This window comes from Micromonospora sp. NBRC 110037 (assembly GCF_001652995.1).
Lineage (GTDB): Bacteria > Actinomycetota > Actinomycetes > Mycobacteriales > Micromonosporaceae > Micromonospora > Micromonospora chalcea.
This window is the reverse complement of sequence record NZ_BBVA01000004.1, coordinates 46,961-64,833: the sequence shown is the minus strand read 5'-3', so window position 1 is coordinate 64,833 and position 17,873 is coordinate 46,961. Positions and strand designations below refer to the sequence as shown.

At 73.6% G+C, this 17,873-nt stretch carries 17 protein-coding genes; 12 read left to right on the top strand and 5 right to left on the bottom strand.

Features of this window, described 5'->3' with window-relative positions; genetic code table 11:
* Positions 1 to 79: 79 nt before the first annotated feature.
* From A4R25_RS13245 to A4R25_RS13230, 4 genes are all read right to left on the bottom strand, one after another.
* A complete protein-coding gene (locus A4R25_RS13245) occupies positions 80 to 664 on the bottom strand; it encodes a hypothetical protein (protein ID WP_064446910.1) in 585 nt (194 codons plus the stop codon).
* An 87-nt stretch (positions 665 to 751) separates the two neighbouring features.
* Entirely contained in the window at positions 752 to 2,176 is a 1,425-nt protein-coding gene (locus A4R25_RS13240; protein ID WP_231915514.1) for a DUF234 domain-containing protein, read from the bottom strand.
* Between the two features lie 70 nt (positions 2,177 to 2,246).
* Positions 2,247 to 2,939 carry a response regulator transcription factor gene (locus A4R25_RS13235; RefSeq protein ID WP_205796023.1) on the bottom strand — a complete coding sequence of 231 codons (693 nt, stop codon included), beginning with the start codon at positions 2,937 to 2,939 and terminating at the stop codon, positions 2,247 to 2,249.
* Positions 2,915 to 4,150, bottom strand: coding sequence for a sensor histidine kinase (locus A4R25_RS13230; protein WP_064446908.1), 1,236 nt, complete (start codon positions 4,148 to 4,150; stop codon positions 2,915 to 2,917). The genes A4R25_RS13235 and A4R25_RS13230 overlap by 25 nt, the downstream gene beginning before the upstream one ends.
* A gap of 132 nt (positions 4,151 to 4,282) precedes the next feature.
* Between A4R25_RS13230 and A4R25_RS13225 the strand changes: the two genes are divergently transcribed.
* The 10 genes from A4R25_RS13225 (at position 4,283) to A4R25_RS13180 (ending at position 14,010) form a co-directional block, all read left to right on the top strand.
* Positions 4,283 to 5,182: an ABC transporter ATP-binding protein gene (locus A4R25_RS13225; RefSeq protein WP_064446907.1), complete on the top strand. Its 900-nt coding sequence runs from the start codon at positions 4,283 to 4,285 to the stop codon at positions 5,180 to 5,182.
* Positions 5,179 to 5,964, top strand: a complete 786-nt coding sequence (locus tag A4R25_RS13220; RefSeq protein WP_043326256.1) for a hypothetical protein — start codon at positions 5,179 to 5,181, stop codon at positions 5,962 to 5,964. The genes A4R25_RS13225 and A4R25_RS13220 overlap by 4 nt, the downstream gene beginning before the upstream one ends.
* Entirely contained in the window at positions 5,961 to 6,671 is a 711-nt protein-coding gene (locus A4R25_RS13215) for a hypothetical protein (protein ID WP_231915513.1), read from the top strand. Before A4R25_RS13220 ends, A4R25_RS13215 begins: the two co-directional genes overlap by 4 nt.
* Positions 6,672 to 6,824: 153 nt before the next feature.
* A complete protein-coding gene (locus A4R25_RS13210) occupies positions 6,825 to 7,631 on the top strand; it encodes a CDP-alcohol phosphatidyltransferase family protein (protein ID WP_231915512.1) in 807 nt (268 codons plus the stop codon).
* Entirely contained in the window at positions 7,628 to 9,397 is a 1,770-nt protein-coding gene (locus A4R25_RS13205) for a sulfatase (RefSeq protein WP_082931007.1), read from the top strand. The genes A4R25_RS13210 and A4R25_RS13205 overlap by 4 nt, the downstream gene beginning before the upstream one ends.
* A gap of 13 nt (positions 9,398 to 9,410) precedes the next feature.
* Positions 9,411 to 10,154: an FkbM family methyltransferase gene (locus tag A4R25_RS13200; RefSeq protein ID WP_064446905.1), complete on the top strand. Its 744-nt coding sequence runs from the start codon at positions 9,411 to 9,413 to the stop codon at positions 10,152 to 10,154.
* Positions 10,155 to 10,191: 37 nt separating this feature from the next.
* Complete coding sequence (locus A4R25_RS13195; protein ID WP_043326260.1) at positions 10,192 to 10,731, top strand: DUF1697 domain-containing protein; 540 nt, start codon at positions 10,192 to 10,194, stop codon at positions 10,729 to 10,731.
* Between the two features lie 42 nt (positions 10,732 to 10,773).
* Complete coding sequence (locus tag A4R25_RS13190) at positions 10,774 to 11,949, top strand: endonuclease (RefSeq protein WP_064446904.1); 1,176 nt, start codon at positions 10,774 to 10,776, stop codon at positions 11,947 to 11,949.
* Between the two features lie 115 nt (positions 11,950 to 12,064).
* Positions 12,065 to 12,919, top strand: a complete 855-nt coding sequence (locus A4R25_RS13185) for an aldo/keto reductase (RefSeq protein WP_064446903.1) — start codon at positions 12,065 to 12,067, stop codon at positions 12,917 to 12,919.
* Positions 12,920 to 13,026: 107 nt separating this feature from the next.
* Positions 13,027 to 14,010 carry an aldo/keto reductase gene (locus A4R25_RS13180; RefSeq protein WP_064446902.1) on the top strand — a complete coding sequence of 328 codons (984 nt, stop codon included), beginning with the start codon at positions 13,027 to 13,029 and terminating at the stop codon, positions 14,008 to 14,010.
* A gap of 80 nt (positions 14,011 to 14,090) precedes the next feature.
* Here A4R25_RS13180 and A4R25_RS13175 read toward each other — a convergent pair whose 3' ends face one another.
* The gene (locus tag A4R25_RS13175) at positions 14,091 to 15,614 is read right to left on the bottom strand and encodes a carboxypeptidase-like regulatory domain-containing protein (protein ID WP_064446901.1); all 1,524 of its coding nucleotides are present in this window, start codon (positions 15,612 to 15,614) and stop codon (positions 14,091 to 14,093) included.
* A 370-nt stretch (positions 15,615 to 15,984) separates the two neighbouring features.
* Between A4R25_RS13175 and A4R25_RS13170 the strand changes: the two genes are divergently transcribed.
* Both A4R25_RS13170 and A4R25_RS13165 read left to right on the top strand, forming a co-directional pair.
* Complete coding sequence (locus tag A4R25_RS13170) at positions 15,985 to 16,998, top strand: ATP-binding cassette domain-containing protein (protein WP_064446900.1); 1,014 nt, start codon at positions 15,985 to 15,987, stop codon at positions 16,996 to 16,998.
* Entirely contained in the window at positions 16,995 to 17,849 is an 855-nt protein-coding gene (locus tag A4R25_RS13165) for an ABC transporter permease (RefSeq protein WP_064446899.1), read from the top strand. The genes A4R25_RS13170 and A4R25_RS13165 overlap by 4 nt, the downstream gene beginning before the upstream one ends.
* Positions 17,850 to 17,873 lie beyond the last annotated feature (24 nt).

The window sequence follows — 17,873 nt, the reverse complement described above, 5'->3', positions numbered from 1 at the left end:
GCCGCCGTCGGCATGCTCCGGCGCGACCGACGCCACTCCGCGACGGGGCGTCGGCGCGACCGGAACCGGGCGCCGGGCGTCAGCTCGCCCGGGGCCAGCGGGGCCGGGCGGTGGGAGCCGACCGCCCGGCGACCGGCCGCAGACCGGGCCGCACCGGCGGCGCGGCGGCCCGCGGAACCGCACCGCGCGCCGCCTGCGCCGCGGCGGGGCGGGCGGCCTGACCCGGCACCGCCCGGGCCGGCTGTCCGGGCACAGGGCGGCCGGCCTGACCGGGTACGCCGGGCCGCGCGACCTGACCGGGTACGCCCGGTCGCGCCGTCTGACCGCGGGCGGCCTGCCCGGGGGCGGGACGGGCGCCGGACGGTCCGGTCAGCACGAACGGGAAGGGCACGTGCACGAACGGGTTGCCGTGCCGGATCAGCGCGTCGATCTGGCGGTCGTTGAGACCGTGTGTCTCCAGCACGCGCCGGCCCCAGCGATGCAACCGGCAGGGGAACGACGAACCGTCGTTGCGGCACTTCGGCCCCGCGGGCCACTCCTCGGCGGCGTGCACCACCACCGCCCGGACCGCGAGGCGGACGTCCTCAGGGGTCAACGGCGCCGGTACCGGCACCTCGCCCAGGATCTGGTCGATGGGATCCGTCGACTGCTCACCAACTCGCACGGCAGGCCTCCCGCAGTTCGGCAGCGGTGCGGCGGAACGGCCGCACCACATCCTCGACCACTGGTACGGCCGGATGACGGCAGCAGTTCAATCCCGCCACGCGGCGAGCAGTTCGGCCGGCCCGAGCGCGGTGACTCCGTCGACCGCACGGCCACTGCGCACCACCGCGACGACCGGTGTGTCGTCGTCGGCACCCGGTAGCTGGGCGCGGTGGTGAAGCAGCCGGGCCAGGTCGTGACCGTCGAACGCGCCGTTCTCCAGCCACTTGACCGAGCCCACGAACGTGATCCGCTTGGCCACCGGGCTCCGATCGCCGCCGACCAGGTCGATCTCGGGATCGTTGGTACGCGTCCAGTACCCGCCCACCTCCGCCGTCCCGGACGGCAGGCTCCCCGGCGGCAGCCGCCGCAGGGACTCCCGGATCACCGGCTCGACCGCACGCCCTCGCCATGAGGTCCAGGACGAATGGATGCGGGCGAGCGTCAGATCCCCTCTGCCGCGCTCGATCTCGGCGAGGTAGGGGTCGAGGAAGGCGAGCCAGAAGCGGAGATACGGATCGGCGACCACGTAGCGGGTCTCGCGCGACGGACGGGTGGACAGCGGGAGGGCGGCCTCCACGACCCGCTTGTCGGTCAGCAGTCGGAGCGCGCGGTGCAGCGACGCCTGCGGGATTCCGCCGGCCGCCCGCGCGATGGAGGAGGAGGTGCGCTCCCCGGAGCCGATGGCGCGCAGCACCACCCCCGGCTGGGACTGCGGCGGAAACTCGGCAGCGAGGGCCCGTTCCCCGCTGACGAGCAGCGCGGAAGTGGGGTCCGGGACGGCCTGGGCGAGGTAGTCGCGCACGGTCTCGCCGGGGGTCCAGTCGTCGAGGACGAGCGGCAGGCCACCGGTGACGAGGTACGCGTCGATGGCATCCGCCGGCGGCAACTGGAGCATCTCGGCCACGTCGCCGGGGCTCAGGGGCGGCACGACCATCTCGGTCGCGCGCTGGTGGAACGGGCGGCCGTAGTCGTTGAGCGCCTCCATCATCGCCAGGTCCGAGCCGACGCAGATCAGCAGGACCGGCCGACGGGACAGCTCCCGGTCGAAGACCTTCTGGAGGGTGCCCTCGAAGCCGGGATCGGTGGCGATGAGGTAGGGCATCTCGTCGAGCACGACGACGCTGGGCTGATCCGTGGGCAGCGCGGCGGCGAGGAGGGTGAGAGCCGCGTCCCAGGTGGCCGGCGCCTGTCCGGCGAACAGACCCGCTCCAGGGAGCGTCGAGCCGGCCGCCGCTTCGACGAAGAGCCGCAGGTCGGCGGCGGGGGTGGGTTGCGCCGAGGCGGTGAAGAAGAGGTGGGGTACGCCCGCGCGCTCGACGAACTCCTCAACGAGGCGGGACTTACCCACCCGTCGGCGTCCACGCATGAGCAGCGCCCGTCCCGGGCGCCCCGCCCGGCCGCCGCGTTCGACGCGCGCCAACATGCCGTCGAGCCGGGCCAGCTCCCTCGTCCTGCCGACGAAACCGGCCACGTCATCACCTCATACTCTCAGGACGGATACTCTCATCTCTGATAGTATCCCGAATGAGAGTGTCTGTGCCTCAGACCAGGCCGGCGTCCTGGACCAGCAGGGCCACCTGCACACGGTTGTTCAGGTCGAGCTTCGTCAGCAGCCGCGACACGTACGCCTTCACCGTCGCCACGCTCATGAACAACTCGGCGGAGATCTCGGCGTTGGTGCGGCCCCGGCCGAGCAGCACCGCGACCTCCCGTTCCCGTTCGGAGAGCCCGTCGAGCAGCCGTACCGCCCGCTCCCGCTTCGGGTCCGGGCCGGGCGCCGGCGCGGCGCCGGTGACGTGCGCGATGAGTTTCCGGGTCACCGCCGGGGACAGCGTCGCCTCCCCCGCCGCGACCCGGCGTACCGCCGCCACGATCTCGGCCGGCGGGGTGTCCTTGAGCAGGAAGCCGCTCGCCCCGGCCCGCAGCGCCCGCAGCACCTGCTCGTCGGCGTCGAACGTGGTGAGCACCAGCACCTCGGGCGGTTCCGCTGTGGCACGCAGCGCCTCGGTGGCGGCCAGGCCGTCGACCCGGGGCATGCGGATGTCCATCAGCACCACGTCCGGGGCGTGGGCGGCGACGGCCTCGGGCACCTCGGCGCCGTCGGTGGCCTCGCCGACCACCGCGAGGTCGGGTACGCCGCCGAGGATCATCGACAGCGCGCCGCGGACCAGCGGGTCGTCGTCGACGATCAGCACCCGTACCGGGGCGCTCACTGCGCCGCCCAGGGCAGCCAGGCGGTCAGCCGGAACGTGCCGTCGGCGTCCCGCCCGTGTTCCAGGCGGCCACCGGCGAGCGTGACCCGCTCGGCGATGCCGACCAGGCCGGTGCCGGTGCCCGGGATCGCGGTGGCCGGGCTGCCCACCGGCCACGGGTTGCTGATCTCCACCACCAGCCCGTGCCCCGGGCCACCGGCCAGCCGGACGGTCACCACCGCGCCGGGCGCGTGCTTGCGGGCGTTTGTCAGCCCCTCCTGCACGATCCGGTACGCGCTACGCCCGATCGCCGCGGGCACCGCCTCCGGCTCGGCCACCTCGTCGACGACGGCGACCCGTACCCCGGCGTCGCGGCTCTCGGCGACCAGCGCGGGCACGTCGGCCAGCGTGGGCTGCGGCCGTTCCGGCGTGGCCTCGGAGCCGACCTCGGCCCGCAGCACGCCGATCACCTCGCGCAGGTCCTGGAGCGCGGCGTGCGCGCTGGCCCGGATCACCCCGGCCGCCCGCGCCACCTCCTCCGGCGGCGCGTCCGGCCGGAACTCCAGCGCGCCCGCGTGCAGGCTGAGCAGGGAGATCCGGTGGGCGAGCACGTCGTGCATCTCCCGGGCGATCCGGCCGCGTTCGAGCTGCCGGGCCTGGTCGAGCCGGAGCTGCTGCTCGGCCTCGGCCCGCTCGGCGCGGTCGCGCAGGGACAGCACCAGCTGGCGGCGGGCCCGGACGAACAGCGCCCACGCCACCACCACGCCGATGAACAGCGCGGTCCAGATCACCGAACCCCAGAACGGCATCGTCGGGTCGGGCCGGACGGCGAGGTAGACCGGCAGGCTGAGCACGTTCCAGGCCGCCAGGGCCAGGCCCACCGGCAGTGGCCGGTGCACCAGCACGGTGAACGTGATGACGAGCAACGCGACGCCGGAGGTGACCGAGAAGAACACCAGCGGCGCGGTGGCCAGTGCCAGCCCGACCGGCCAGCGCCGGCGTAGCCAGAGCGCCCCGCTGATCCACAGGCCGATCAGCAGGTCGACCTCCTCCAGCCAGGCCGGACCGGCGTTGAGCCCGAACTCCGGGCTCGCGCTGGTGACGTCGCCGTGGGCGATGAGCACCCAGAGCAGCGAGGCCACGAACAGCGCGCCGTCGACGAACCAGTCCCGCGGGGTCCGCCGGGCGGTCCGGGCGGGCACCAGGGAGCCCGGCAGGAGCCAGGGATGATCGGGTACGACGGCGCTGCTCACCCACCCATGCTAGGAAGCCGTCCGGACCGGCTACCAGCTACCAAAGTCGACGACTGCGGTGAACCGAGGTCGACGGCGACGCCGACCGCCGGCCGCAGCGCGTGGCCGGGTGGCCCCGGCAGGCTCGACGGCATGATCGAAGTCGACCAGCTCACCAAGCGGTACGGCCCGCACACCGCCGTCGCGGACGTCACGTTCCGGTGCGAACCGGGCACGGTGACCGGTTTCCTCGGGCCGAACGGCGCCGGGAAGTCCACCACGATGCGGATGATCTGCGGGATGACGCCGCCCACAGCGGGCGGCGCCACGGTCGCCGGCCGCCCCTACCGCGACCTGCCCAATCCGGGGCGGGAGATCGGCGTGCTGCTCGACGCCTCGGCGCAGCACGCCGGGCGCACCGGACGGGAGGCGCTCACGCTCGCCGCCCGCACCATGGGCGTGGACCGGGCGCGGGTGGCGGCGGCACTGGACCGGGTCGGGCTGAACGAGACCGCCGCCCGGCGCCGCGTCGGGGCGTACTCCCTGGGCATGCGGCAGCGGCTCGGCCTGGCGCTGGCGCTGCTGGGTGACCCCCGGGTGCTGATCCTGGACGAGCCGGCCAACGGCCTCGACCCGGAGGGGATCTTCTGGATGCGCGGCCTGCTGCGCGACTTCGCCGACCGGGGCGGCACGGTGCTGCTCTCCTCGCACCTGCTGCGCGAGGTGGAGGCGGTGGCCGACCGGCTGGTGGTGATCGGCGGGGGCCGGGTGGTCGCCCAGGGCGGCAAGGACGAGCTGCTGGCCGGCGCCGGCACGCTGGTGCGCGCCCGCGACGCGCACGCCCTGCGCCTGACGCTGGAGCGGGCCGCGCTGCCCGCCACGGCCGGCACCGACGGCGGCTACGTGGTCCGGGCCGAGCCGGGTCAGGTCGGCCAGGCCGCGGCGGACGCCGGACTGGTCCTCACCGAGCTGCGCCCGGCCGGCAGCGGCGGCCTCGAACAGCTCTTCCTCACCCTCACCGCCGGCGCGTCGACCAAGGAGGCCGTCCGATGACCACCGCCACCCGTAACCCCGCGCCGCCGCGTCCCGAGGCCGCCGTCGCCGGACCGACGCTGGCCCGGCTGACCGGCGTGGAGCTGCGCAAGCTCGCCGACACCCGGGCCGGACGGTGGCTGCTGATCACGATCGGGCTGATCGCGGCCGTGATCGTGGTGGTGCAGCTCTTCGTCGTCGAGGCGCCGGACCAGACGTTCACCGCCTTCTTCACCCCGTCGCTTCTGCCGGTCGGCCTGCTGCTGCCGGTGCTCGGCATCCTCTCCATCACCGGCGAGTGGTCGCAGCGCACCGCGCTCACCACGTTCGCGCTGGTGCCCCGCCGGGAACGGGTGATCGTCGCCAAGCTCGCCGCCGTGGTGCTGGCCGCGCTCGCCTCGGTGCTGGTCAGCCTCGCGGTCGCCGCGGTCGGCACGCTCGCCGCCGGCGCCACCGGCGGGGCGGGCGCCTGGACGTTCGACTGGCAACTGCTGCCGCACGCGGCCGTGTTCCAGGTGGTGAACGTGCTGATGGGCGCCGCCTTCGGGCTGCTGCTGCTGAACACGCCGCTGGCGATCGTCACCTATCTGCTGCTGCCCACGGTGTGGAGCCTGCTCGCCGCGATGATCTCCGCGCTGCGGGAGCCGGCCCGCTGGCTCGACACCTCGTACACGATGGAGCCGCTGCTCGGCGCCGAGATGACCGGCGGGCAGTGGGGCCGGCTCGGCGTCTCGCTCGCCGTCTGGGTGCTCCTGCCGCTGGTCGCCGGTCTGGTCCGCACGCTGCGCCGGGAGGTGTCGTGACCGTGGCGGCCCGGCACACCGGCGAGGACGTCGTGGTCGACGGCGGACGCGGCGAGCTGGTGCTGTTCTGGGCGGGGTTCCCGCTGCTCGGGGCGGGACTGGGCGCCGGGCTGACCACGCTGTCCGGCTGGATCGCCGGGCTGCCCTGGTTCCCGTTCCAGGGCCTGTTCGAGCTGCTCGACAGGTGGCCGGACGAGCGGGCGTACCCGATCGGGGCCGGGCTGGGCCTGCTCGGCGGCCTGGCCCTGGCGGTGGTGGCGGTGCGCGACCGGCTGACCGTCACGGTCGGGCACCGCACGGTACGGCTGCACCGCGACGGGCACGGCCGGGACGTGGCCCGCGCCGACGTCGCCGGGGTGTTCGTCGACGGTGCGGCGCTGGTGCTGCTGGACACCGCCGGTGGCGAGCTGGCCCGGGAGAAGTCCGACCTGGACACCGAGCAGCTGCGGGAGGCGTTCACCCGGCAGGGCTGGCCGTGGACCGGGCAGGACCCGCACCGGGACGCGTACCGCAGGTGGGTCGAAGGGCTGCCCGACCTGCCGCCGGGCGCGGACGCCCTGCTGCGCGCCCGGCAGCGGGCGCTCGACGGCGGCCACGACCCCGAGACCCGGGAGCTGCACGGGGAGCTGGCCCGGCTCGGCGTCGTGGTCCGCGACGAGGGCAAACGGCAGTACTGGCGGCTGGTCCCCGGACCGCCGCCGCGCTGACGGTCTCCGCTCCGGCGCCTGATCCGCGCGGCGCCCGCCGCGACGCCGGTGGACGTGACAAGTCACATCGCTGGCGCGTTTCCGGCATCAGAACGAACTGTTCGGGCATGTTCTCCGTACACAGGTGTGGTACGTGACGTCTACCTCGGAGGCATGGTGTCCGCAGTTCGAACTGATCCATTCGCGGGGGCGATACTCCAGGTCGGCGTACTGACGGCCCTGGCCGGCACGGTCGGCCTGAGCGCGTACGGCTGGCTGGCCGGTCTGCTCTTCGGGGTGGTCATGGTCGCGGCGCTCGGATACGGGCTGCGCCGCTCGGGCGCGGACCGGCTCGGCCCGGCCGACTGGGTGACGCTCACCCGGGCCACGCTCGCCGGCGGGGTGGCTGCGTTGACAGTCGAGGCGTTCCGCGGGCCGATCGCGGTGCCGGTGCTGGTCGCGCTGGCCGCCGTGGCGCTCTCCCTGGACTGGGTCGACGGGCAGGTGGCCCGGCGCACCGGCACGACCAGTGCGCTCGGCGCCCGGTTCGACATGGAGGTCGACTCCTTCCTCGTCCTGGTCCTCTGCGGGTACGTCGCCGACCAGGTGGGCGCCTGGGTGCTGGTGATCGGCGCGATGCGGTACGTCTTCGTCGCCGCCGGCTGGGTGCTGCCGTGGATGCGCGGCTCGCTGCCGCCGCGCTACTGGCGCAAGGTGGTCGCCGCCACGCAGGGCATCGCGTTGACGGTGGTGGCGGCCGGTGTGCTGCCCCGGCCGCTGGCCCTCGCGGTGGTGCTCGGCGCGCTCGCGCTGCTGGTCGAGTCGTTCGGACGCGACGTCGGCTGGCTGTGGCGGCACCGCGTACGGCCGGCGCTCCCGGCGGCGCCGGTCTCCCCCGCGCCGGCGGGCCACGGGTCCGAGTGGACGCCGGGCACGCGGATCGTGCGCCAGCCCGTCGAGGTCGGCGGGCGGCGCCGGTGACCGACCTGTCCCGGCCGGCCGACGGCGACGACGTCCCGGCCGGCGCCACGTCCACGGAAGACAGCACGCCGGACAGCGCCGGCGCCTCGGCCGAGAGCGGCGACCGCACCCCGAACGACAGGGAGACGAGCGACCCGGGCAACGACGCGGTCGGCGCGTGGAGCGCCCGGCGGCTGCTCGGCGCGGCGGTCACCGCGCTGGCCGGAGCGCTCGTGCTGGTGGCCCTGGTCGCGCCGAGCGAGGTCAAACTGCTGTCCCTCGGGGCGTTGCTCCGCATCCCGGTGGAAGGGCTGCTCGCCGTCGCCCTGCTGCTGGTCCTGCCGGCCCGCCCGCGCCGCGTGGTGGCCACGCTGCTCGGCGCGCTGCTCGGCCTGATCCTGGTGCTCAAGGTCACCGATCTCGGGTTCTCGATGGTGCTCGACCGGCGCTTCGACCTGATCGCCGACTGGACGTTCCTCGGCGCGGGCGCGGAGTTCCTGTCCGAGTCGTACGGCGGGGCCGCCGAGGTGGGCGCGATCGCCCTGGCCGTGGTCGCGGCGCTCGCCGTACCGGTGCTGGTGACGCTCTCGGCGCGGCGGCTGGCCCGCGCCGCGGCGGCCCACCGCCGGGTGACCACGCGCGCCGTCACCGCGCTCGCCGCCGCCTGGGTGGTCTGCGCCGTGCTCGGCGCGCAGATCGTGCCCGGCCTCCCGGTCGCCGCGGACACCGTCGCCGCCGACGTCTTCGATCGCGCCCGGCAGGTGCGGGCGGGCCTGAACGACAAGGAGACGCTGAACACGCAGCTCGCCGGCGACCCGTTCCGGGACGTGCCGGGTGAGCGGATGCTCACCGCGCTGCGCGGCAAGGACGTCCTGTTCACGTTCGTGGAGAGCTACGGCCGGGTCGCGCTGGAGGACCCGGAACTGGCCCCGGAGGTGGACGCCGTCCTCGACGAGGGGACCCGGCAGTTGCGCGCGGCCGGTTACGGCAGCCGCAGCGCGTTCCTCACCTCGTCCACCACCGGCGGTGGAAGCTGGCTCGCGCACGCCACGCTGATGAGCGGCATCCGCACCGACAACCAGTTGCGCTACACCAACCTGGTACGCAGCGACCACCTGACCCTCAACGGCGCGTTCAAGCGCGCCGGCTGGCGGACCGCGCTCGTCATGCCGGCGCTGAACCGGGCGTGGCCGGAGGCGGCATTCTTCGAACCCGACACGCTGTACGGGGCAAAGGAACTCGGCTACAAGGGGCCGCTGTTCAGCTTCTCCTCGCCACCGGACCAGTACACGCTGGCGGAGTTCCAACGCCGCGAGCGCGGCCCCGGGCGTACGCCCGTGATGGCCGAGATCCCGCTGCTCTCCAGTCACCTGCCGTGGACGCCGGTCCCGCCCCTCGTCGGCTGGGACGACATCGGCGACGGCTCGGTCTACAAGGGAACGGCGCGCGCCGACCGCTCGGCGGAGGGCACCCGGGAGGCGTACCGGCAGGCCGTCGTGTACTCGCTGCGCACGCTCATCTCCTACGTGCAGCGGTACGGTGACGAGAACCTGGTGCTGGTGTTCCTCGGCGACCATCAGCCCGCCCGCACGATCACCGGCGACGACGCCGGCAAGGACGTGCCGATCACCGTCGTCGCGAAGGACCCGGCAGTGCTCGACCGCATCGCCGGATGGGGCTGGCAGGACGGGCTCAACCCGGACCCGCAGGCCCCGGTCTGGCCGATGGAGTCGTTCCGGGACCGCTTCCTGCGGGCGTTCGGACCGCAGTCCACCACTCACAGTTAGGGATGTCGTGACGATGCTCGCGCGGGCCTGGGGGATCACCCGTTCCCTGGCCGTCTACCACGGTCAGCCGGCCAAGCACCGGCGTGCCCGGCAGCTCTACGGGCAGTTCCTCTCCCCCGGCGACCTCGCCTTCGACATCGGCGCCCACGTCGGCGGCCGGGTGCGCACCTGGCGGCGGCTGGGCGCGCGGGTGGTCGCGGTGGAGCCGCAGCCCGACTGCCTGCGGGTGCTGCGCCTGGGCTTCGGGCGGGACGCCGACGTGGTGATCGAGCCGACGGCGGTCGGTGCGCGGTCCGGGAGCGCGCGGCTGGAGCTGTCGTCGGCGACGCCGACGGTGTCCACCATGTCGTCGTCCTGGATCGAGTCGGTCACCGCCGATCCGAGCTTCGCCGGGGTCCGCTGGGACCGGTCGGTCGAGGTGCCGGTGGTGACGCTCGACGACCTGGTGGCGCGGCACGGCGTACCGGCGTTCTGCAAGGTCGACGTCGAGGGCTTCGAGGTCGACGTGCTGTCCGGGCTCAGCCACCCGGTGCGCGGGCTGTCCTTCGAGTACCTGCCACCGGCGCACGACGCCGCGCTCGCGTCGCTGGACCTCGTGGAACAGCTGGGCGCGTACCGCTACAACTACTCGCCGGTGGAGACCATGCGGTTCGCGAGCGAGAGCTGGCTGGACGCGGCCGGGCTGGTGCGGCTGCTGGAGACGTACCGTCCCGGCGGCCGCTCCGGCGACGTCTACGCCCGGCTGTCGGACTCCTGACGTAGGGTCGGCCCCGGGCACGAGCCGAGGAGGGCCGATGGCCAGGTACGCCGCTCTGCTGCGGGCCGTCAACGTCGGGGTCAACAAGCTGGCCATGGCCGACCTGCGCCGCGTGGTCACCGACCTCGGTCACACCGACGTCAAGACCTACCTGCAGAGCGGCAACGTGGTCTTCACCAGCCCGCCGGCCCGGCCGGAGACGCTGGCCGAGGGCATCGCGAACCGGCTCGGCGACGAACTGGGCCTGCGGGTGCCGGTGCTGGTCCGCGACGGGGACGAGCTGGCCGCGGTGGCCGCCGCGAGCCCGTACGCGGGCCGGCAGGACGACCACACGCGGGTGCTCGTGGTGTTCCTGTCGGCCGCGCCCGCCGCCGCGCGGGTGCGCGAGCTGGCCGTGCCGCCGGGCGAGACGATGGAGTACGAGGTGATCGGCCGGGAGGCGCACCTGCACTTCCCGGCCGGCGGCTACGGGCGGACGAAGTTCACCGCCGCGTACCTGGAGAAGAAGCTGGGTGTGGTGGCGACGGCCCGCAACTGGCGGTCGGTGCTGGCCCTGCGCGACCTCACCGCCGCCTGAGCCTCTCCTCAAACCGGCCCGCGGCACCTAGCATTGCTGCTCATGAATATGAAGCGCGTCACCCGCTCGCGATCCGGGCGGATGTTCGCGGCGGTCGTGCTCGCCGTCGCGGTCGCGATCCCGCTCGGCGTGACCGGCGCCGCCTCGGCCGCGACCACGCTGACCGTGGCGCAGGCGCTCGCCGCGCAGGACGGCCGGACCGCCACCGTGACCGGCTACGTCATCGGCCAGCCCACCGCCACCAACACGGTGCTCACCTCCGGCTTCACCGCCGACACCGCGATCGCAATCGCCGACCAGGCTGGCGAGACCGGCACCTCCCGGATGCTGTACGTGCAGGTCACGGCCGCCTGGCGGAGCACCTTCGGGCTGCTCGGCAACCCGTCGCTGCGCGGGCGGCAGGTGACCGCGACCGGCGCGCTGACCGCGTACTTCAGTCACGGCGGGCTGAAGAACCCGAGCGCGATGAGCCTCGGCGGCGGCGCCACGCCGAGCCCTTCCCCGACCCCGACCCCGGCGCCGACCGGCACGTCCGACGCCTACTACGCGGCCGCGGCCGGCAAGACCGGGCCGGCGCTGCGCACCGCGCTGCACGGCATCATCCGGGTGCAGACGAAGCTCAGCTACGACCAGGTGTGGGACGCGCTCAAGGACACCGACCAGGACCCGGCCAACCCGGCGAACGTGATCCTGCTCTACAGCGGACGCTCGCAGAGCAAGACCAGCAACGGCGGCGGTGCGAACGACTGGAACCGGGAGCACGTCTGGGCCAAGTCGCACGGCGACTTCGGCACCGCCACCGGCCCCGGCACCGACGTGCACCACCTGCGGCCGGAGGACGTGTCGGTCAACTCGCTGCGCGGCAACAAGGACTTCGACGCCGGCGGCGGCGCGGTCGCCGAGGCGCCCGGCTGCTACACCGACGCCGACTCGTTCGAGCCGCGCGACGCGGTGAAGGGCGACGTGGCCCGGATGATCCTGTACATGGCGATCCGGTACGAGGGCGGCGACGGCTGGCCGGACCTGGAACCGAACGACTCGGTGTCGAACGGCTCCGCGCCCCGGCTCGGGCGGCTGTCGAAGCTGCTGGCCTGGAACGACCAGGACCCGCCGGACGCCTTCGAGCAGCGACGCAACCAGCGGATCTACGAACGCTGGCAGGGCAACCGCAACCCGTTCGTCGACCACCCGGAGTGGGCCCGGTCGATCTGGAGTTGACGCTCGTCCCCGATGTGAGGAAGCGTGGCGAGCGGGTAGAGACATCCGGTTGGCACGGCCGGGGCGGGCGGCACGGACGCGCCCCGGCACCGCACGATCGGAGATGAGACTCTTCATGGCCCCCAACAGCGTTCCGGACATCGCGCTCAACGACGGAAACTCCATCCCACAGCTCGGCTTCGGCGTGTTCCAGATCGAACCGAAGGACACCGCCCGGGCGGTCGGCACCGCGCTGGAGATCGGCTACCGGCACATCGACACCGCCCAGATGTACGGCAACGAGGCCGAGGTGGGTCAGGCGCTGCGCGCCTCCGGGCTGGACCGCGGCGAGGTCTTCGTGACCAGCAAGCTGAACAACGGCTTCCACCGCCCGGACGACGCCCGCAAGGCGTTCGAGCAGACGCTGCGGGAACTCAAGTTCGACTACCTCGACCTGTTCCTGATCCACTGGCCGCTGCCCACCCGCTACGACGGCGACTTCGTCTCCACCTGGAAGGTGCTGGAGGAGCTGCGTGACGCGGGCACGGTCCGGTCGATCGGCGTGTCCAACTTCCAGGTCGCGCACCTGGAGCGGCTGGCCGCCGAGGCGGACGTGGTGCCGGCGGTCAACCAGATCGAGGCGCACCCCTACCTCGGCAACGAGGAGGTGCGGGCGTACGACAAGGCGCACGGCATCCTCACCGAGGCGTGGTCGCCGATCGCGCAGGGCGCGGTGCTCGGCGACCCGACGGTCGTCGACGTGGCCGAGCAGGTCGGCCGGACCCCGGCCCAGGTGGTGCTGCGCTGGCACGTGCAGCGCGGCGACATCGTCTTCCCGAAGTCGACCACCCCGAAGCGGATCGAGGAGAACTTCGCGATCTTCGACTTCACGCTCGACGACACCGCGATGGAGCGGCTCACCTCGCTGGACCGGGGCGAGGACGGCCGGACGGGCCCGAACCCGGACGAGTTCGACTACATCCCGAGCTGAACCGCCGCACACCGAAGGGCCCGGGGAACCGAGGCCCTTCGACGTTTGACTTCGCGCGCACTCGAAGGGGCAGGGTGACCGGCAAAGCTCCGACGGGGAGGAAATCCATGCGCTACCGCACCATCGGCACCGACCCTGCGACGCGCCGCAAGGTCAGCGTGCTCAGCCTCGGCGCGATGCTCTTCGGCACCGCCACCGACGAGGCCACCTCGTTCGCCATCCTCGACCGCTACGTGGAGGCCGGCGGCACGTTCATCGACACCTCGGACAACTATGCCTTCTGGCAGAACGGGGGCCAGGGTGGCGAGAGCGAGGAACTGCTCGGCCGCTGGCGGCGCAGCCGCGGGGTCGGCGACGAGGTGGTCATCGCCACGAAGCTCGGTGCCCGGCCACTCGCCCCGGGCACCAGCTACGTGGACAACCCCGAAGGGCTGTCGGCGAAGGTGATCCGCGAGTCCGCCGAACGCAGCCGGGAGCGGCTCGGGCTCGACCGCATCGACCTGCTCTACGCCCACATCGAGGACCACACGGTTGCGCTGCGGGAGACCGTGGAGGGCTTCGCCGAGCTGGTCGCGGAGGGCACCGTCGGGCTGCTGGGCGCCAGCAACCACCGCGCCTGGCGGGTGGAGCGGGCGCGGGCGCTCGCCGCCGCGGCCGGGTTGCCCGGGTACGAGGTGCTGCAGTACCACCGCAGCTACCTGCCCCGGCGTCTCGACGTGCCGAGCGAGCTGGACCGGGACGGGGACGTCGGCTGGGTCGGCCCGGACCTGCTCAGCTACCTGCGGGCCGAGCCGCAGCTCACGCTGGTGGCGTACTCGCCGCTGCTCAAGGGCGCGTACGTCCGGCCGGAACGGCTCGGCGAGGAGTACGCGGTGCCCGCCACCCCGGCCCGGCTGGAGGCGTTGCGGGCGGTGGCCGCCGAGACCGGGGCCACCGTCAACCAGGTGGTGCTGGCCTGGCTGATGGGCGGCGACATCCCGTCGATCCCGCTCGTCGGTTTCTCCTCGGTGGCGCAGCTGGAGGAGAGCCTGGGCGCTGTCGACCTGGAGCTGACCGCCGAGCAGCGGACCCTGCTGGACTCGGCGCGCTGACCGGCGCCGGGCCGGGTGGCTCACACGCCACCCGGCCCGTGCCGATCGACCGCTCGTGCCGTTCGACCGGATCGTGTCGCTCAGCCGGCCGGGTACCGGTCGACAGCGACGTCCAGCCGCAGGGTGCCGGTGCCCGGCAGGGTCACCTCGGTGGCGTCGGCCGGGCGGGCCGCGCCGTCGAACCAGCCGGCGTAGCTGACGAACGGCGGCGTCCACAGCCAGGCCACGATGACCGGCTGGGGGCCGAGCACGCGCAGCGCGTACTCGCCGTCGCGATCCAGCGTCCAGCCGATGACCTCACGGGTACGCGCGTTGCGCACCGTCAGCTCGGCGACCACCGGGCGGCCCTCCGGATCGACGAGCCGGCCGGTGACCAGGACGCCTCGCCGCACGGCGAGGTCGTAGACGGTGGTGGCGCCGACCCGGACCGTGACCGGCACGGCCTTGCCCCGCAGGGCGAACCCGCCGGACCACTGGGTGGCGTTGTCGGCGGTGGTGAACAGCAGCGGCCAGGCGTACGGGCCGAGCCAGTCGATCCGGTAGCGGCCCTGCGCGTCCAGTTCCACTCCCCAATCCGGGAAGGAGCCCGGCTCGGGCGCGAGCGTCACGGCGCCGGAGGTCGCCGTCCTGCCGGTGGCCGCGCTGGTCACGGTGCCGGTGACCACGCCGGCGCGGTCGAGCCGGATCGGCGGCACGGTGACCGTCTGCCCGGCGCGGAGCGTGACCACCCGGGCCTGCTTCGCGTCACCGGTGCCGCCGGTCGCGCCGACCCACTGCGCGCCGTACGCCGATCCGCCGGCGGGGCGGGCGAACAGGTTCCAGGAGCCGGCCGCGACCAGGCCGACGCGGACGTTCCCGGAGGCGTCGGAGCAGTACCGTCCCGGGTTGGCGGGCAGCTCGCCGGTACCGGCGGGCGCCGGCGTCACACAGGCCCCGGCGACTGGTGCGCCGGTCGCCGCGTCGACCACCCGGGAGACCACGTTCGCGGCCGGGGTCAGGACGACCACGGCGGTGCCGCTGCCGTCGGGCAGGACGTTCACCGTGGCGTAGCGGGGCAGGTGGGTGTCGTCCCGGGTGTAGACCCACACCTCCTGCGGGCCGGGGATCAGCGGCGGGACGGTCACCCGGGTGTCGCCGCACGGATTGCGCCGGGGGTCGAGGAACACGCACACCCCGTCGACCGCGGCGCCGGTGACCGCGTCGCGCGCCCGCAGGGTCGACCCGCTGGGCGTGACCAGGCGCTCGGAGACCTCCGTCGTGTCCCCCGCGGACACCCGGACCGTTCCGGCCTGCGCCCAGCTGGTGCGGCCCGGCACCCACTGCCGGAGCACCTCGTCGTCCTGGCCGTCGCTGTACAACGGGGTGATGGCGATCTTGTAGTCGCCGGCCGGCACCTCCACGCTGAGCTGCCCGGACTCGTCCAGCGGCAGCAGGTCCTTGTCGTAGCTGCTGTCGGCTGCGGTCACGGCGACGTTGCCGCCGGCCGGGCTGCCGTCGGTCCCGGTGACGGTCAGGTGGAGCACGCCTGCCGGATCCGCCGCCGCACCGGCGGCGGTGGGTGCGGCGGTGACGGCCAGGGCCGCCACGGCGAGTGCGCCGAGCACTCTTCGGACGATGGACACGGTGGACCCCTCTCGGTTTCAATGCGCTCAAGAGGCGTCCGCGTCACCACAACCAGGGCACGCCCCCCGTGCGTCGGATGCCGGCGCAGCATATGGCAGACGATCGATCGCGCACTGTCCGCGACCGGTCATCCGGCGGACTGCTGCGGGAACGGTCATAACCGCGCCTTTCTCCCGTACCGGCCGCCGTCGGCCGGGCGTCGCCACCGCCAGATCGGATCTGGCGGACCGTCTGGCGCCGAAGAGGTGAGGCCGGCACAACACCACAGCTCCCCGGCCTCGTTGAAACAGGCGATCGGTCCGGCGGCACGCCGTACGCCTGTCGAGACACCGACGAGAGAGGTAGCAATCCATGAGTAACCGGAACACCGGCCTGGCCGTCGAGGCCGAGGGCCTGGTCCGGTCCTTCGGTACGACGCGGGCGCTCGACGGGCTGGACCTGCGGGTCCCCGCCGGCACCGTGTACGGGGTGCTGGGCCCCAACGGCGCCGGCAAGACCACAGCCGTACGGGTGCTGGCGACGCTGCTGCGCCCGGACGGCGGCACCGCGCGGGTCTTCGGCCACGACGTGGTGCGCGACGCCGACGCGGTCCGCTCCCGGGTGAGCCTGACCGGCCAGTACGCCTCGCTGGACGAGGACCTGACCGGTGCGGAGAACCTGATTCTGCTGGCGCGGCTGCTCGGGCTGAGCCGGGCCGGCGCCCGGGACCGCGCCGACCAGCTGCTCGCCGCCTTCGGGCTGACCGAGGCCGCCGGGCGGCAGGTGAAGAAGTACTCCGGCGGGATGCGGCGGCGCATCGACATCGCCGCGAGCATCCTCAACACCCCGGATCTGCTGTTCCTGGACGAGCCGACCACCGGGCTGGATCCGCGCAGCCGCAACCAGGTGTGGGCGATCGTGCGGGCGGTGGTGGCCTACGGCACCACTGTGCTGCTGACCACGCAGTACCTGGACGAGGCGGACCAGCTCGCCGGGCGGATCGCGGTGGTCGACCACGGCCGGGTGATCGCGGAGGGCACCCCGGGCGAGTTGAAGTCGTCGGTCGGATCCGGCAGCGTCCACATCCGGCTGCGCGATCCGGGGCAGCGCCCCCAGGCCGAGAAGGTGCTGCGGGCGGCGCTGGGCGTACCGGTGCAGCTCGACACGGACCCGGTGGCGCTGACCGCCCGGGTCGGCGAGGACGGCACCGACCTGGAGGCGAGCGCGCAGGCCGCCCGCGCGCTCGGTGAGCTGGCCGGCGCCGGCATCGTGGTGGACGACTTCTCCCTCGGCCAGCCCAGCCTGGACGAGGTCTTCCTGGCCCTGACCGACCACCCGGCCGTCCCGGCGGACGAGCGGGACGACGAGCTGGAGGCGGCGCGATGAGCGACACCGCGATCACCACCGGGCGCGCGCCGTCCGTCTACGTCCCGTCCGCCGAGGCGCTCGCCACGGTGCTCGCCCCGGCGGAACGGCCGGCCCGGCCGAGTCCGCTCGCCGCGTCGCTGACGTTCGGCTGGCGGGCCCTGCTGAAGATCAAGCACGTGCCGGAGCAGCTGTTCGACGTGACCGCGTTCCCGATCATCATGGTGCTGATGTTCACGTACCTGTTCGGTGGCGCGCTCGCCGACAGCCCGCGTGCGTACCTGCAGTTCTTCCTGCCCGGCATCATGGTCACGAGCGTCGTGATGATCACCATGTACACCGGGGTCGGGCTGAACAACGACATCGAGAAGGGTGTCTTCGACCGGATCCGTACGCTGCCGGTCTGGCGGCCGGCCGCGCTGGTCGGGATGATCTTCGGGGACGTGCTGCGCTACGTGCTCGCCGCGGTGGTCATCCTCTCGGTCGGGCTGGTGCTCGGCTTCCGCCCCGACGGCGGGCTGCTCGGGGTGCTGGCCGGGATCGGGCTGCTCGTGGTCTTCTCGTTCGCGTTCTCCTGGGTGTGGACGTTCTTCGGCCTGGTGCTGCGCAGCGAGAAGTCGGTGATGGGGGTCAGCATGATGGCGCTGTTCCCGCTGACGTTCCTCAGCAACGTGTTCGTGGAACCGTCCACCATGCCCGGTTGGCTGCAGGCGTTCGTCAAGGTCAACCCGATCACCCACCTGGTCGGCGCGGTCCGCGCGGCGATGGCCGGCTCAATGGACGGCCCGAACACGATGTGGTTGCTGCTCTGGAGCGCCGGTTTCGTGGCCGTCTTCGGCACGCTGACCATGTACCGCTACAACCGCCACTGACCGCCCGCCGGGGTGGCGGGACCC